Genomic DNA, 15,221 nt, shown 5'->3' on the forward strand with positions numbered 1-15,221 from the left:
TTTTAATTACGATACGTTTCGTTTCGAAATGAGTCAATGATGAATGATGCAAAGCCACGCGGTCGCCCGCCCAGCACCGCCGCCCGGGAAAAGGCCCTGGCGGCGGCCCATGCGATCCTGATGGAGGAAGGGTTTGGCCGTTTGACGGTGGAGGCTGTGGCCGCCCGTTCAGGCGTGGGCAAGGCAACCCTCTACCGCAACTGGACCAATGCCTGTGAGCTGGCCATGGCGGCCCTGATCGATGGGGTGCCGTTGGTACAGGCAGGCGGGGAGACAGGCCTGAAAGCGGCACTGACGGCGCAGATGCAGGCGCTGGTCAAGGCCTTTGCCACCACACGCGGCCGGCAGATCGCCATGACGCTGGCCGCTGCCGACCCGGAAAGCGAAATGACGCGGGCCTTCCGGAACCGGGTCATCCTGTCCAGCCGGGAGGCGGGGCGAACCCTGATCATTGACGCCACACGGCGCGGTGAAATCCCGCCGCCGGTGGAGATTGAAACCCTATTGGATATGGTCTACGGCCCCGTCTTTTACCGCATCCTGGCAGGGCACCAGCCTTTGAACGCGGCCTTCGCGGAGCGGTTGGCCGAAAACGCCGTCACCATCCTGACCGCCCCAAACCCCTGACCATTATGCGAACTGCAACGCCGCCAGTCGGGCATAAAGCCCCTCCCGGCGCAGCAATTCCTCATGCGTCCCCTCCTCCACCACCCGGCCGCCCTCCAGCACGAGAATGCGGTCGGCATTGACGACGGTGGCCAGGCGGTGGGCGATGATCAGGGTGGTGCGATCCTTCATCAGGGTTTCCAGCGCTTCCTGCACCACCCGTTCGCTTTCGGCGTCCAGCGCGGAGGTGGCTTCATCCAGCAGCAGCACGGGCGCGTCGCGCAGGATGGCGCGGGCAATGGCAATACGCTGACGCTGTCCGCCCGACAGGCGCACGCCCTTTTCGCCCAGGAACGTATCGAATCCCTCGGGCATCGCCTGGATGAAGTCCAGCGCATGGGCAGCTGCGGCGGCGGCCCGCACGTCGGCATCGCTCGCCTCCGGGCGGCCATAGCGGATATTCTCCAGGGCGCTGGCAGAAAAGATCACCGAATCCTGCTGCACGATGCCGATGCGTGACCGCAGATCGGCGGGGGTGGCCTGCGCGATATCCACGCCGTCGAGCCGCACCGACCCCTCCTGCGGGTCATAGAATCGCAGCAGCAGCTGGAAAATCGTCGTCTTCCCGGCCCCCGACGGGCCGACCAGGGCCACGCGCTCCCCCGGACGGACAGTGAGGGTCAGGCCATCCAGCGCGCTATCTTTGGGCCGGGAGGGGTAGTTGAACCGCACCCCGTCAAACCGCACCTCCCCCATCGTGGGTGTGGGCAACGGCAGCGGATGGGCGGGGGCGCGGATATCCGGCACCTTGGACAGCAGGTCGAACAGCCGTTCGGTAGCCCCGGCGGCATTGGCCAGATCGCTGGCCACTTCCGACAGGGCACCCACCGCCCCCGCCACCATGACGGCATAGAAGATGAAGGCCGACAGCTGCCCGCCGCTGATCCGGCCCGCGATGACATCATGTCCACCGATCCACAGGACGGTGCCGATGGCCCCGAACACCAGCATGATGACCAGCATGGTCAGCCAGGATCGCGCCCGGATGCGGCGCAGCGACACCGTCACCGTATCCTCCACCGATCCGGCAAACCGGTCGATCTCCAGCGGTTCGCGGCCAAAGGCCTGCACCGTGCGGATACCGCCCAGCACCTCATCCACGCGCGTGCCGATATTGGCGACCGCATCCTGGCTGGCGCGCGACAGGGTGCGAACCTTGCGCCCGAAGATCACGATGGGCGCCACCACCAGCGGCACCACCAGCAGCACCAGACCCGTCAGTTTCGGGCTGGTCAGCAGCAGCAGGGCCAGCCCGCCCACCAGCATCAGGGAGTTGCGCAGCGCGATGGACACGCTGGTGCCGATCACCTGTTGCAGCAAGGTGGTGTCAGTGGTCAGGCGCGACAGGATCTCGCCCGTCTTCGTCGTCTCGAAAAAGGCGGGCGACATCGTGACCAGATGGTCGAACACCTTGCGCCTGATATCAGCCACCACCCGCTCCCCGATCCAGGAGACAAGGTAGAATCGGCTGAAGGTGGAGACGCCCAGAAGCAGGATGACGACCAGCAGCACCAGCAGCGCCTGGTTCAGCAGATCGGCATTCCCCGCCGCGAATCCACGATCAACCAGCGCCTTCAACCCTTGGCCCAGGCCCAGAACCGTGCCCGCCGCCACCACAAGCGCCGCCGTAGCGCCGGCGATCCGGGCGCGATAGGGCTTCAGAAAGGGCCAAAGCATGCGCAATGGCTTCAAATCGCGGCGCTGGCGGCCTTCGGGGGCGGTACGTTCGGCGCTGCTGTCACGAAAGACCAAGGAAGTTGCTCCGCAAGTGAGAAAGCGGGTGGAAATCCACGCCATCCCGTGGTAACCGCATGGCCGCGTCAGGGCAATAACAACGCCCCGTTGACATAGCTGCCGCGCCGAATGTGATCAGCCCAGCCCTGCGTCCTTGCAGGGTGGGATGGGGTTGCCTTAACCCCGGGCTTTGTATATAAGCGCGGCTTCGATTTAGGGACTGCGGACCATGAAGCCTGATATCCACCCCGACTACCACGAGATCACCGTTGTCATGACCGACGGTACCTCTTTCAAGACCCGTACCACCATGGGTAAGGCCGGCGACACGCTGCGTCTGGACATCGATCCGAAGTCCCACCCGGCCTGGACGGGCGTGCAGAAGCTGCTGGACACCGGCGGCCAGATCGCCAAGTTCAACAAGCGCTTCCAGAGCTTCGGCCTGAAGTAAGCAGCTTGGCCGCAAGGCAAACGAAAAGCGCCGCCGGGGCATCCTGGCGGCGCTTTTTGTGTTTGGGATTTTGCCGTCGGTCAGGTTCAGCGTATTTCCGTCAACTGCTACCACACCTGATCGTCATCCCGGCGAAAGCCGGGACCCAGGGTGAGGCGCGTTTAGCGCCGATATGGCTCATGTCGCGGCAGACGCCGCTATGCGCTGGTTCCCGGCTTTCGCCGGGATGACGACAGGGGGCTTCCAGTAAGCCCTCCCCTCACGCCGGGTCCGGCACCTTCGTCCGCATCGTCACGAACTCCTCCGCCGCTGTCGGGTGCAGGCCGATGGTATTGTCGAACACCTGCTTGGTGGCCCCGGCATTCATGGCGACGGCGATGCCCTGGATCATTTCCGGCGTGTCGGTGCCCACCATGTGACAACCCACCACCTTCTGCGTGGCTCGGTCCACGGCCAGCTTCATGAAGGTGCGCTGATCGCGGCCTGACAGCTGATGGCGCATCGGCTTGAAGTTGGTGCGGTAGATATCAACGCCACCGGGCAGGGTGGCGCGGGCCTGCTCCTCCGTAATGCCGACCGTGGCAACGGGGGGGATGGAGAAGACGGCGGTGGGGATATTGTCGTAATTCACATCCCGCGGGCGATTGCCATACAGGCGGTCGGCCAGCACATGCCCCTCCGCCAGGGCCACCGGCGTCAGGTTCACGCGGTTGGTGACATCGCCCAGGGCATAGATGGAGGGAACCGAGGTCTGATACTGGTCATTGACCGTGATGGCCCCGGCCTTGTCCGTCTCCACGCCCACATTCTCCAGGCCCAGGCCATAGGACATGGGCTTGCGCCCGATGGCATAGACCACCGCATCGCATTCCAGGCTGCTGCCGTCCGACAGATGCGCGATCAGGCCGCCTTCCACCTTCTCAATCCGGCTGATGATGATGTTCAGTTTCAGGTCGATGCCGGCCTTGCGCACCTCATCCGCCACGAAATCGCGCACATCCTTGTCAAAACCGCGCAGGATCTGACCACCCCGATACAGTTGCGTCACCTTGGCACCCAGGCCATTGAACAGGCTGGCAAATTCCAGCGCGATATAGCCGCCGCCCGCCACCACGACACGGCGCGGAAACTCCTTCAGATAAAAGACCTCGTTGGAGGTGATGCCATATTCCCTGGCTCCCGGCTGTTCCGGCAGTTCCGGCCAGCCGCCGGTGGCGATCAGGATGCGCTCTGCCGTCACACGGCTGCCATTCACCTCCACCGTGTGGGCATCCACGATGGTGGCGCGGCCCTCATAGATGGTGACGCCAGCACCTTCCAGCAGGCGGCGATAGATGCCATTCAGCCGGTTGATCTCCGTGTCCTTGGCAGCGATCAGGGCGCTCCAGTCATGGCGGACATTATCGGCACTCCACCCGAACCCGGCGGCATCGGCAAAGGCCTGACCATATTCGGCGCCATAGACCAGCAGCTTTTTCGGTACACAGCCGACATTGACGCAGGTCCCGCCGAAATAGCGTTCCTCCGCCACCGCCACCCGCGCCCCATGCCCCGCCGCAATGCGCGACGCCCGCACCCCGCCAGAGCCGGCGCCGATGGTGAAAAGGTCGAAATCATACTGGGACATGGGTGTGGTTCCTGTGGATGGGTCGGTTCAGGAGATATGGGAGGCCGGAAGCGGCTTGGGCAAGGTCATGTCGCATGCGCTGCGCTTATGCGACCTACGATGTTGTTGTAGGTCGCATAAGGGCGAAGGCCCGCATGCGACAGACGTCACACCCCACCCCAGGCCACGAAATGCGGGTTGCGGAAGTCCGGGGCCTTGCCATAGGGGAAAGCCTCACCCTCCAGCAGGGTCAGCGACCCGCCCGCCCCGATCAGGACGGCATGCCCCGCCGCGATATCCCACTCACAGGTGGGGCCAAGGCGCGGATAGACATCCCCCACCCCTTCGGCCACACGGCAGAATTTCAGCGAACTGCCCGCCGCCACCCGTGCCGCCACGCGGCGACCGGTCAGGAACTCCTCCACCGCCGCATCATCGGCATGGCTGCGCGATGTGAGGACGGTCAGGCCCGCCGCCGGCACGGGGCGAACCTGGATCGGCTCATCCTTCTGCCCCGCCCCGCCACGCACCGCCGTGCCAGGGCCGGCAGCGGCATAGATCGTGCCCCCGACCGGCAGCATCACCACGCCCAGCGCCGGCGCGCCACCCTGGATCAGGGCGATATTCACCGTGAACTCGCCATTGCGTTTGATGAATTCCTTGGTCCCGTCCAACGGATCGACCAGCCAGAAGGTGCCGGCACTGATATCCGGGATGCGGCCCGCCGACACCTCCTCCTCCGTCACAACCGGAATGGTGGGTGTCAGTTGGCGCAATGCGGCCAGGATGATGGCGTCGGCATCATTATCGGCGGCGGTGACCGGGCTGCCATCGGCCTTCTGGGTTGCCTCCGCCCCTGCCTCATAATGGCGCAGGATGGCGGCAGACGCCCGTTCAGCAGCGGCGCGCACGGCGGGCAGCAGGGCCGCCAGTTCTTCGGAAGACAGCATTCTCAAACTCTCATCACGCCGCCTGCGCGGCCTTCTTGGAATGGATCAGGTGCCACAGCACCGGTGCCGTGGCCGGCATATCGACATGGGTAACGCCATGATCGGCCAGTGCATCGACCAGGGCATTGATAATGGCGGGACAGGCCCCGATGGCCCCCGCCTCCCCCGCCCCTTTCAGGCCCAGCGGGTTGGTGGCGCACGGCACGGGCCGCAGGCTGAAATCGATCATGGGCAGATGGTCAGCGCGCGGCATGGCGTAATCCATGAAGGACCCGGTCAGCAACTGCCCCGAATTCGTATCAAAACGGATCAGTTCCAGCAGCGCCTGCCCCATCCCCTGTGCGATGCCGCCATGCACCTGACCTTCCAGCAGCAGGGGGTTCAGCACCGTGCCGAAATCATCGACCACCGTATAGCGTTCGATACGCGGCACGCCCGTATCAATCTCGACCGAGATTTCAACGATATGCGTGCCATTGGGAAAGGTGTTTGACGGTGGGCTGTACTTGCCCATACCCCGAAAGACATGGCCGTCTGCGTCCGGCGTGGCCGCTGCCGCCACCTCCGCGAATGGCACGAAACGGTTGGAACCGGCGACGGCAAAGCCCCCGCCCGCGTCCGTCACCTCAAACAGCAAGGCATCCTCATCCGCCTCCAGCAGCCTTGCCGCCACGGGCCGGGCCTGACTGATGACATCCGTCGCCCCGTCGCGCACGGCGGCCCCACCCGTGGGGATGGACCGCGACCCGCCGGTGCCACCACCGGTCTTCACGCGCTGGCTGTCACCCTGCACCATGGCAATGGCGTCAGGCGCAATGCCCAAAACGTCCGCGATGACCTGTTTATAGGCCGTCTCATGCCCCTGCCCGTTCGATTGTGTGCCGATCAGCAGCAGGACGGAGCCATCAGCCTTCACCAGCAATTCCGCCGCCTCCGGTGCGCCGCCGGAACAGGCCTCAATATAGGTGGCGATACCCAGGCCCAGCAGGCGGCCCTGTTCGCGCGCCCTGGCCCGGCGTGCCGGAAACCCCGCCCTGTCGGCGCGTTCCAATGCTGCGTCCAGCGTGCCGGCGAAATCCCCGCTGTCATAGACATGGCCCATGGGGGTTCGATAGGGCATGGCAGATGCCGGGATCATGTTCAGGCGGCGAAATGCCGCCGGGTCCTGCCCGATCTCCCGCGCCGCCTTGTCGATCAACCTTTCGACCAGATAGGCCGCCTCTGGCCGTCCCGCGCCGCGATAGGCATCCACAGGCTGCGTGTGCGTATAGACGCCGCGCACGCGGGCATAGATCGCGGGGATGGTATAGACGCCCGACAGCATCTTGGTCTGGCCATCGGTCTGGATATAGGTGGCGTAGTTCGACAGATACGCGCCCATATTGGCGATGATATCAGCGCGCAGGCCCAGGATGCGGCCATCAGCGTCCAGCGCCAATTCGGCCACACTGACATTGTCGCGGCCATGATCATCGGACAGGAACGCCTCCGCCCGGCTGCTGGTCCACGCCACCGGCGCGCCCACCTTGCGTGCGGCAAAGCAGGCCAGCACATATTCGGGATAGCAGAACAGCTTCATCCCGAATCCGCCGCCCACCTCATGCGTCAGCACATGGAATCGGGCCGCATCCTCCCCAAACACATCGGCCAGCATGTCGCGCATGTCATGCACGCCCTGGCTGCCCACAGTCAGGCGGGTGATATCGGCCCCGGCATCATGGTCGGCGATGCAGGCCCGCCCCTCCAGCGGGTTGGCCGACAGGCGGTTATTGATCAGGTCCAGGCGGATAACGCGCGCGGCCCTGGCAAAGGCCTCCTCCGTCGCCGCCCGGTTCCCCTTTTCCCAGTCATAGGCCGTGTTGGCGGGCACATCGCCATGCACCTGTGCCGTATGGGTCATGGCGGCGGCGGTATCGGCCACGGCGTCCAGCATGTCGTAATCGACCATCACCGCATCGGCGGCGTCCATCGCCTCATACAGGCTGTCGGCCACGATGAAGGCCACCGGCTCCCCCACATGACGCACGAAGCCATCGGCCAGGACGGGCCGGTGCTTCATATGCAGGGTGGTGCCCGCCCGCACGCGCAGCGGCACGACACAGGGAATATCCTTGATGCCTGCCTGTTTCAGGTCGGCGGCGGTGAAGATGGCGTGGATGCCGGGCATGGAGGCGGCATCGTCGGTATCGATGGACAGGATGGCGGCATGGGCATGCGGGCTGCGCAGGACATAGCCGACCTTCTGGCCGGGCATGCGTACATCATCCGTGTAACGACCGGCCCCACGCAGCAGCCTTGTATCTTCACTACGCGGGACGGGCTGTCCGATACCGAACTTGGTCATGGGCGAACGCTCCTGGCCGAAGGATCGCCCGATCATAGGGGATGGCGCGGCGGGAGCAACCTTCCCGGTCACTCCCCATCATCATGGTCGGCCATATAGGCGCGCAGGGCCGTGTTGATGCGGGCCGCCATGGCGCGGTCGCCGCCGCCATGGCGGCGGAACCAGTCAACCAGATCGCCATCCAGCCGCAAACTCACCACCCGCCGTTCCACGCCGCGCGGGCGACTTGGCCGCCAAAGGCTGGCCGTGGTCACCGTTTCGGGCCGGTCCAGGCCCAGCAGGGCCGCGCGTTCGGCCGGTGTGATCAGCATTCCGCCTGGAAATGACATGTGCCTTCTCCCGCCGGCCCTCCCGGCCAGCCTGTTGATGCCCCTGTCGCCCCAACGGAAAAGATAAAGGAAGGTTCCGGGTCCGCCCTGTGACCTCATTGTGACCAATCCTTCACGGTTCATATTGGAAACGCCTGTCGGGCGGACAAGGGGGCAAAGGTGTTAACCCCGCTTCCGGGCCGGGGCCGGGGACTGTAGACTGAACCGCTAGAACAGAATGGGTGATGGCCGGGCATGTGCGGGCGGTTTGTGCAGAAGAACCTGAAGGATCTGGCGGACGCGTTTGACGCGCGGCTGCGGTCCGACCTGCCGCCCCGCCTGCTGGACCCACGCTTCAACATCGCGCCGACCGCCGAAATCGGCGTCATCGGGCTGGACCGCTCCGGTGCCCGCACGGTGACCGCCATGCGCTGGGGCCTAGTCCCCTCCTGGGCCGATGATGCCACAGGTGCCGCCCGCATGATCAATGCCCGCAGCGAAAGTGCTGCCGACAAGCCCAGCTTTCGCGAGGCCTGGCAGAAGCGGCGGGCCGTGATACCCGCCGACGGCTTCTATGAATGGCCGCAGAAGGGCGACCGCAAGCAGCCCTGGTACGTGTCCCATGCCGATGGCCGCCCCATGGGCTTCGCCGCCTTGTGGGACATCTGGCGCGGCGGCGATGACGGGCCGCTCTTCACCTGCTGCATCCTGACCGCCCCCGCCAATGATGAGATGGCGGTGATCCATGAACGCACGCCTGTGATGCTGATGGATGATGCCGCCCTGGCGAACTGGCTGTCGCCCGACACGCCGGAGATTGCCCGCCATGGAATGATGCGGGCACCGGCGGCGGGTGCGCTGGTGCTGCGGCCCGTCACGCCGCTGGTCAATGCCGTGCGCAACGACAATGCTGACCTTCTGGCCCCCTATCAGCCGGGGGCAGCACCGGCCCCCGCCATGGGAAGCCTGATATGAGGTCCGTCCTGGTGGCACTCCTGCTGGCCTTGGCTCTGGTCCCTGATGCCCTGGCCCAGGCAGACAAAACGCCCGTCAAGGGGCCGGGGGCCGCCAAGGAGGGCGATCTGGTCACCGTCAAGGGCCAGGAATTCCGCCTGTTCGGAATCGACGCGCCCGACAAGGGCCAAACTTGTGAGAATGTGCGCGGTCAGCAATATGATTGCTTCGACATGTCGACTCGCATCCTCAGCCTGCTGATCAACAACCGGGAGATTGAGTGTACGCCACGCGGCCAATCGCCCGCCACGGGGCCGAAACTGGCCGTCTGCCGGGCGGAAAATGGCGATGATCTGGCCTATGCCATGGTCGAACGCGGCATGGCGCTGGCCTACCGCCCCTTGAGCTTCGACTATGTCGGCATCGAAGCCCGTGCCCTCTCCTTCCGCCGTGGCCTCTGGGCGGGCCGGGTGGAACCGCCCTGGCTGTGGCGGTCGCGGCAGACAACGCAGAAGCTGGATGAGATGCGCAAGCCGAAGAAGGCGGGGGGACAGTAAACCCCACCCCTCCTGGCCCCATAACGCAAAAAGCCCCCGGCTTTTGGCCAGGGGCTTTTTGAGGAACCGGAGGATGGTGGGCGCGGCAGGGATTGAACCTGCGACCCCCGCCGTGTGAAGGCGATGCTCTCCCGCTGAGCTACGCGCCCATCCGTCGTCGGTGGAGCGGGGTTTTAGGGGGTTGGCGGCGGCCTGTCAAAGGGAAAAAGCGGCGTCATCAGGAAATTTTTCCACCCAAGCCGCGAAAGCCTTGTGGCCCGCGCCTTTCCAACCCACATTGCCGCTATGCATGCCACCAGAACCATTGGGAGGCCGAACCCTATGCGCGCCCTGAGCTACCTGCCACTGGCCCTTCTGGTCTCCACCTCGCCGGCCCTGGCACAGAAGGCGGATGATCTGTCGCTGACCTATGGCATCCATATTGGTGGTGTGCATGTGCTGGACGCCAATGCCGACATGGCACTGGGGCCCGATGGCTACCGCGCCGGCCTGAAGATGGAAACTGACGGTTTCCTGGGCCGGGTGGCGCAATGGAAGACGGATGTGCGCGCACAGGGCCACCTATCCGGCCCCCTGCCCCGCCCGCGTCAGTTCACGGCCCATGGCAGTTGGCGTGACCAGCCGCGCCTGACCACGGTCGATTACACGCCCGACGGCACCCCCACCCTGACGCTCGCCGACCCGGAGCCGGAGAAGGATCGCGAACCGGTTCCCGCCGACCTGCGCCTGGGCACCGTCGATCCCGTCTCCGCCATCGTCGCCGTGCTGGATCAGGTGGCAAAGAAGGGCGATTGCGACATCACCGTCCCCGTCTATGACGGGCGGCAACGCTATGATCTGGTCTTCGCGACGCAAGGGCCGGCCACGCTGGAGGCAACGGACCTGTCCGTCTATGCCGGCCCTGCCACCGCCTGTTCGGTCAAGTATAAGCCGCTGGCCGGTCGCTGGAAGGAAAACCGGCAACGCGACCGCGACCGGGAGGGGGCGAAGCGCAAGGACGTGCCTGTTACCCTCTACATCGCCCCCGCCATCGCCGGCGGCCCGCCCGTGCCTGTGCGCCTGGAAATGGACAGCCCGCTGGGCGCCGTGAAGGTGCATCTGGCTGTCGTGAAGGCCGGTTGACCCTCACCCCAACCGGGCCAGCGCCCCCGGCAAATCCGCGAACCTGTCAATGATCACGTCCGCGCCCAGCGCCTCCAGCGCCATGCGCGGATAGCCATAGGCCACGGCCACCACCGGTACGGCGGCCCCCCGCGCCGCCGCCACATCATTGGCATTGTCGCCCACCATCACCGCCCCGCCCGCATCCACGCCCAGCCGCTCCATAACGAACAGCAGCGGGTCGGGATGCGGCTTCTTGCGCGCCACACTGTCCCCGCCCGCCACCGCATCGAACAGGTCACCCATCCCCAGCTCACGCAGCAGATCGACACTGATCCCCGCCGGCTTGTTGGTACATAGACCCAGGCGATGCCCGGCCGCCTTCAGGGCGGTCAGCGTCTCCACCACGCCGGGATAGATACAGGACCGGTCCACAGGCAGCGCGCCATAGATCGCCAGATACCGCTCTGTCATCGGCCCCGCCTCTTCCGGCGTCAGCGCCGCACCCGTGGCGACAAAGGCCTGTTCCACCAGCCGCCCCGCCCCATCCCCGATCATGAGATGCACATCCGACAGCGGCAATTCCCGCCGCCCTTCCTGGACCAGTAGCCGGTTCAGACCCAGGGCGATATCAGGCGCGCTATCGATCAGGGTCCCGTCGAAATCGAAGATCAGGGCGGGGAACCGTTTCAGGATGCTCATTGTCACTGCCGCTTCCGCTTGGCTTTCACAAAGGTCTGTATGATACAGGGGGCCAGCTTAGACAAACTGCCACGCGGCCCGCCACCATGTCCCATCGCCCGCTCGCCTGCATCATCCTTGCCGCCGGCAAGGGTACGCGCATGAAGTCCGCCTTGCCCAAGGTGCTGCACCCGCTGGGGGGCCTGCCCATGGTCAGCCATGTGGTGGCGGCGGCGCAGAGCCTGTCGCCGGAAAAGATCGTGGTGGTGGTCGGCCCCGGCATGGACAATGTCGCCGCCACCGTCGCCCCGCACCCCACCGTGGTGCAGGAAAATCAGCTGGGCACCGGCGATGCGGTGAAGGCCGCGCTGGGCGAACTGGCGGGCTTTAGCGGTGATGTGCTGGTGCTTTACGGCGACTCGCCCCTGATCACCGCTGCCACCCTGTCGAAGATGGTCGCGGCCCGCAATGGTGCCGGCGACCCGGCGGTGGTGGTACTGGGCATGCGACCCGCCGATCCCGGCGCCTATGGCCGCCTGATCCTGGGCACCGATGGCGGGCTGGAGAAGATTGTCGAATTCCTGGACGCCAGCGCCGATGAACGCGCCGTGACGCTCTGCAATGCCGGCTTCATGGCCTTTGACGGGGCGCGCATGGGTGCGCTTCTGTCCGGCATCGGCAATGACAATGCCAAGGGCGAATATTACCTGACCGATGCCGTGGCGGTCGCGCGGGGCAACGGCTGGACCTGCGCCGTGGTCGAAGGGCCCACCGACGATACCGCCGGCGTCAACAGTCGGGCGGAGCTGGCGGGGATCGAGAAGATTTTCCAGAACCGCCTGCGTCAGGCCGCCATGGCCAATGGCGCCACCCTGCTGGACCCCGACACCGTCTATTTCGCCGCCGACACCGTCCTGGGCCGCGACGTCACCGTGGGCCAGAATGTCGTGTTCGGCCCCGGCGTGACGGTGGAGGATGGGGTGGAGATCAAGCCCTTCAGCCATCTGGAGGGCGTGATCGTCCGGGCCCGCGCCATCATCGGCCCCTATGCCCGCCTGCGCCCCGGCACCGATGTCGGTGAGGGGGCCCATATCGGCAACTTCGTGGAACTGAAGAACACGGCTTTCGGGGCCGGTGCCAAGGCCAACCACCTGACATATCTGGGCGACGCCGATGTCGGCGGCGGCTCCAATATCGGGGCCGGCACCATCACCTGCAATTATGACGGCGTGCTGAAGCACCGGACCCGCATTGGGTCGGATGTCTTCATCGGCACCCATTCCACGCTGGTCGCCCCGGTATCGGTGGGTGATGGTGCCTACACAGCAGCGGGCACCGTCGTCACCCGCGATGTCGCCCCCGACGCCCTGTCCATTGCCCGCGCCCCGCAGGAAGAAAAGCCCGGCTGGGCATCGCGCTACCGCGCGGCGAAGCTGGCGTTGAAGGCGAAGAAGAAGTGAACACCCGAATGTAAGAAAGGGCGGCGCGGACCATCTCCACGCCGCCCTTTCTCATGATTCGGTGAAGCGATCAGCCCTCGGCCTTTGCCTCTTCCGCCGGCTCCGCAGCAGGTGCATCCGCCGCCGCCTTGGCGATCTCTTCCAGGCGGCCGAACAGCTGCGGCACGATGGGGCTGTCGGGATGGGTCTGGCGATAGGTATCGGCAAGGCCCTGCGCCTTGGCCAGATCGCTGCCGGCGATATGCACGATCAGCCCGGCCAGCTGCGCATGGCCCTGGCCCACCTGCGGGGCGATGCGGGTGGCGGCCAGATAGGCCTCAGCGGCGGTGTCGAAGCTGCCGGCCTCTTCATGCACGCGGCCCAGCGCATAGACGGCTTCCGGCATGTTGGGCCGGCGGGCCAGACAGCCCTGGAAGGCATTGGCCGCTTCTTGCAGCATGCCCAGGCGGAACAGGCAGTTGCCAAAATTGAACAGCGGCTCCACCGCGTTGGGATCGGCCTGCACCGCACGCTGCCACGCCTCGGCGGCCAGCGGGATCTCGCCCGTCTGTTCCCGCACCAGCGCAAGCCCGGCCCAGGCGTCACGGAAATTGGGGTCCAGCTCGCAGGCGCGCTGCAGGCTCTCAATGGCCTCGTCCAGCTTGCCCTGCTGCGCCAGCGCCATGCCCAGGTTGTGGTGCGGCGGCGGATGATCGGGCTTCAGCGCGCGGGCCTTCTTCAGGGCCGTGACGGCATCGTCCAGCTTGCCCAGGCCCTGCAAAGTGGCGCCCAGGTTGGACCAGGCGACGCGCACATCCGGGTGGTCGGCATAGACCTTGGTGATCTTGCGCAGCGTATCCGCCGCTTCCTTCATACGGCCCTGACGATGCAACTCCGTCGCCGCCCGCATATCGGACGGGAAGCTGGAATACATCGCATCCGACTTGGCCAAATCGGAAAGCTGACGGCGGCGATCTTGGCGATTCATCAAAAGGACCCGGATTTTTGGTGGAACTCTTATGCTTGGGCCTTGATAGCAAGCCCGCCGGCAAAACGGAACCAAGGAACGGGCCGCCAACAGCGGTTTTCCACATAAAACAGGGCCGGTCCCCCGGGGAACCGGCCCTGCCTTCCATGATTGCGCATGGACGATCCGCTTTGGCGGTGGACCCCGCCAGCGGACATCTTCCGATCAGCCGGCGAAAGACCGGATGCCGGAGAGATCCGCGCGGGTCCGCAAAGTGGAACGAGACATCGGATCACCTCCTTTCAGTATGTTGAAACAACATCATGAAGATGGGTCAGGTTGGACCTGTCGTCAAGGGGAAATCATCCGATGTCGGAAGTGTTTTTGGTGAGCGGGTGAATATGCTATCCTCCGGTTCTGATACTGATATCGGAATCTCCGCCCATGCCGGAAGGTACGACATTGACGGTAAACCTGTCGCCAGAGGCGGAAGCCCAGCTTTCGCACCTGGTCGCACGCACCCACCGCAGCCAGGATGCACTGCTGACCGAGGCCATCGAAAGCTACCTGTGCCGCGAAAGCCAGGATGTAGCGGCAATAGAGGCCGCCTTGGTTGAGATGCGAACGGCCACACTAATCCCGCATGACGAGGCCATGGATCAGCTTGATGCAGCGATTGCAGAAGTAATCACCTCACGGGGCGGCAATTGAGCCGCCCTGTTCAGTGGTTACCCAGCGCACTGAACGATCTCACGGCAATTGTCCGTCATATCGCGGCAGAAAATCCAGCCGCTGCCCTCAAAGTCGCGTCGAGCATCAGAGCGGCCGGAAACGCGATGGGCCAACGTTCCCTGGGCCGCCCCGGACGGATCGCGGGGACGTTGGAAAAGCTAGTTGCAGGCCTGCCCTACATTATTTGTTACACCCTCTCCGCCAGTCCCAGAGGCGGTGAACAGATCGTCATTCTGCGCGTGATCCACACCGCGAGAGACTGGCAAAAGGACAAGTGGCCGCCGCCCTGACAGCGGCGGCCCCTCCCCTCAATGTCCCGCATGCTCCCCCGCCGCCGGCTTCCACTCATACCGCGCCTGCACCGGCCCCTTGCCGGCCAGCGTCACCATTGTGGCGATGCGGGTGCCCACCGGCACCTCGCGGTCGATCTTGCCAGACAGGCTGTTGGGACCGGCGGGGGCGAGTGCCACCTGCACCGGGGCGCCGTCAATCAACAGGGTGACGCTGCCGGTCGCACCGGCGGTATCGATGGGTTTGTCTTCCATGGTGTTCATGTAAACGGTCAGGACCTTGTCCTTGATCACCAGTTCCTGGTGCAAGGGCCCCGCATGCACCTGCATCCCGCCATGCACGCCCACCGGCGGGGCATGGCCGAAGGCGGCGGCGGGGGCCAAGGTCAGAAACGTGGCAAGCGCCAGGGTGGCAGCGTTGAACTTCATGATGATCACTCC

Annotated in this window: 16 protein-coding genes and 1 tRNA gene; 8 read left to right on the top strand and 9 right to left on the bottom strand. The window is 65.2% G+C overall.

Features of this window, described 5'->3' with window-relative positions; genetic code table 11:
* Positions 1-36: 36 nt before the first annotated feature.
* Positions 37-627 carry a TetR/AcrR family transcriptional regulator gene (locus ABC729_RS08310; RefSeq protein ID WP_495607155.1) on the top strand — a complete coding sequence of 197 codons (591 nt, stop codon included), beginning with the start codon at positions 37-39 and terminating at the stop codon, positions 625-627.
* A 3-nt stretch (positions 628-630) separates the two neighbouring features.
* Here the strand turns inward: ABC729_RS08310 and ABC729_RS08315 are convergent, their stop codons facing one another.
* Positions 631-2,418: an ABC transporter transmembrane domain-containing protein gene (locus ABC729_RS08315; protein WP_495607156.1), complete on the bottom strand. Its 1,788-nt coding sequence runs from the start codon at positions 2,416-2,418 to the stop codon at positions 631-633.
* Between the two features lie 211 nt (positions 2,419-2,629).
* Here ABC729_RS08315 and rpmE point away from each other — a divergent pair, with 211 nt between their 5' ends.
* The gene (gene rpmE, locus ABC729_RS08320; RefSeq protein ID WP_102110875.1) at positions 2,630-2,851 is read left to right on the top strand and encodes a 50S ribosomal protein L31; all 222 of its coding nucleotides are present in this window, start codon (positions 2,630-2,632) and stop codon (positions 2,849-2,851) included.
* A gap of 259 nt (positions 2,852-3,110) precedes the next feature.
* Here the strand turns inward: rpmE and gor are convergent, their stop codons facing one another.
* From gor to ABC729_RS08340, 4 genes are all read right to left on the bottom strand, one after another.
* The gene (gene gor / locus ABC729_RS08325; protein ID WP_495607157.1) at positions 3,111-4,478 is read right to left on the bottom strand and encodes a glutathione-disulfide reductase; all 1,368 of its coding nucleotides are present in this window, start codon (positions 4,476-4,478) and stop codon (positions 3,111-3,113) included.
* A gap of 146 nt (positions 4,479-4,624) precedes the next feature.
* The gene (cysQ, locus tag ABC729_RS08330; protein WP_495607158.1) at positions 4,625-5,407 is read right to left on the bottom strand and encodes a 3'(2'),5'-bisphosphate nucleotidase CysQ; all 783 of its coding nucleotides are present in this window, start codon (positions 5,405-5,407) and stop codon (positions 4,625-4,627) included.
* Positions 5,408-5,420: 13 nt separating this feature from the next.
* Positions 5,421-7,751: a xanthine dehydrogenase family protein molybdopterin-binding subunit gene (locus ABC729_RS08335; protein WP_495607159.1), complete on the bottom strand. Its 2,331-nt coding sequence runs from the start codon at positions 7,749-7,751 to the stop codon at positions 5,421-5,423.
* 68 nt (positions 7,752-7,819) lie between these two features.
* Positions 7,820-8,080, bottom strand: a complete 261-nt coding sequence (locus ABC729_RS08340) for a BrnA antitoxin family protein (protein ID WP_495607160.1) — start codon at positions 8,078-8,080, stop codon at positions 7,820-7,822.
* Between the two features lie 234 nt (positions 8,081-8,314).
* Between ABC729_RS08340 and ABC729_RS08345 the strand changes: the two genes are divergently transcribed.
* Together ABC729_RS08345 and ABC729_RS08350 are read left to right on the top strand one after the other, a co-directional pair.
* Entirely contained in the window at positions 8,315-9,034 is a 720-nt protein-coding gene (locus ABC729_RS08345) for an SOS response-associated peptidase (RefSeq protein ID WP_495607161.1), read from the top strand.
* Positions 9,031-9,570 carry a thermonuclease family protein gene (locus ABC729_RS08350; RefSeq protein WP_495607162.1) on the top strand — a complete coding sequence of 180 codons (540 nt, stop codon included), beginning with the start codon at positions 9,031-9,033 and terminating at the stop codon, positions 9,568-9,570. The genes ABC729_RS08345 and ABC729_RS08350 overlap by 4 nt, the downstream gene beginning before the upstream one ends.
* Positions 9,571-9,644: 74 nt before the next feature.
* On the opposite strand, the gene ABC729_RS08355 is transcribed toward ABC729_RS08350, so the two are convergent.
* Positions 9,645-9,719: transfer RNA gene (locus ABC729_RS08355), tRNA-Val, on the bottom strand.
* A gap of 172 nt (positions 9,720-9,891) precedes the next feature.
* On the opposite strand from ABC729_RS08355, the gene ABC729_RS08360 reads away from it, so the two are divergent.
* Complete coding sequence (locus ABC729_RS08360; RefSeq protein WP_495607163.1) at positions 9,892-10,692, top strand: DUF3108 domain-containing protein; 801 nt, start codon at positions 9,892-9,894, stop codon at positions 10,690-10,692.
* A 3-nt stretch (positions 10,693-10,695) separates the two neighbouring features.
* On the opposite strand, the gene gph is transcribed toward ABC729_RS08360, so the two are convergent.
* Positions 10,696-11,373: a phosphoglycolate phosphatase gene (gene gph, locus ABC729_RS08365; protein ID WP_495607164.1), complete on the bottom strand. Its 678-nt coding sequence runs from the start codon at positions 11,371-11,373 to the stop codon at positions 10,696-10,698.
* An 86-nt stretch (positions 11,374-11,459) separates the two neighbouring features.
* Here gph and glmU point away from each other — a divergent pair, with 86 nt between their 5' ends.
* Positions 11,460-12,812 carry a bifunctional UDP-N-acetylglucosamine diphosphorylase/glucosamine-1-phosphate N-acetyltransferase GlmU gene (glmU, locus tag ABC729_RS08370; RefSeq protein WP_495607165.1) on the top strand — a complete coding sequence of 451 codons (1,353 nt, stop codon included), beginning with the start codon at positions 11,460-11,462 and terminating at the stop codon, positions 12,810-12,812.
* Positions 12,813-12,882: 70 nt separating this feature from the next.
* Here glmU and ABC729_RS08375 read toward each other — a convergent pair whose 3' ends face one another.
* A complete protein-coding gene (locus ABC729_RS08375; RefSeq protein ID WP_495607166.1) occupies positions 12,883-13,779 on the bottom strand; it encodes a tetratricopeptide repeat protein in 897 nt (298 codons plus the stop codon).
* A gap of 423 nt (positions 13,780-14,202) precedes the next feature.
* Here ABC729_RS08375 and ABC729_RS08380 point away from each other — a divergent pair, with 423 nt between their 5' ends.
* Positions 14,203-14,469 (top strand): CopG family ribbon-helix-helix protein, encoded by a 267-nt coding sequence (locus ABC729_RS08380; protein ID WP_495607167.1) that lies wholly within the window; start codon positions 14,203-14,205, stop codon positions 14,467-14,469.
* Complete coding sequence (locus ABC729_RS08385) at positions 14,466-14,780, top strand: type II toxin-antitoxin system RelE/ParE family toxin (RefSeq protein ID WP_495607168.1); 315 nt, start codon at positions 14,466-14,468, stop codon at positions 14,778-14,780. Before ABC729_RS08380 ends, ABC729_RS08385 begins: the two co-directional genes overlap by 4 nt.
* Before the next feature lie 18 nt (positions 14,781-14,798).
* Here ABC729_RS08385 and ABC729_RS08390 read toward each other — a convergent pair whose 3' ends face one another.
* Positions 14,799-15,209: a hypothetical protein gene (locus ABC729_RS08390; RefSeq protein ID WP_495607169.1), complete on the bottom strand. Its 411-nt coding sequence runs from the start codon at positions 15,207-15,209 to the stop codon at positions 14,799-14,801.
* Positions 15,210-15,221: the final 12 nt, after the last annotated feature.

This window comes from Niveispirillum sp. CC-CTL257 (genome assembly GCF_059489915.1).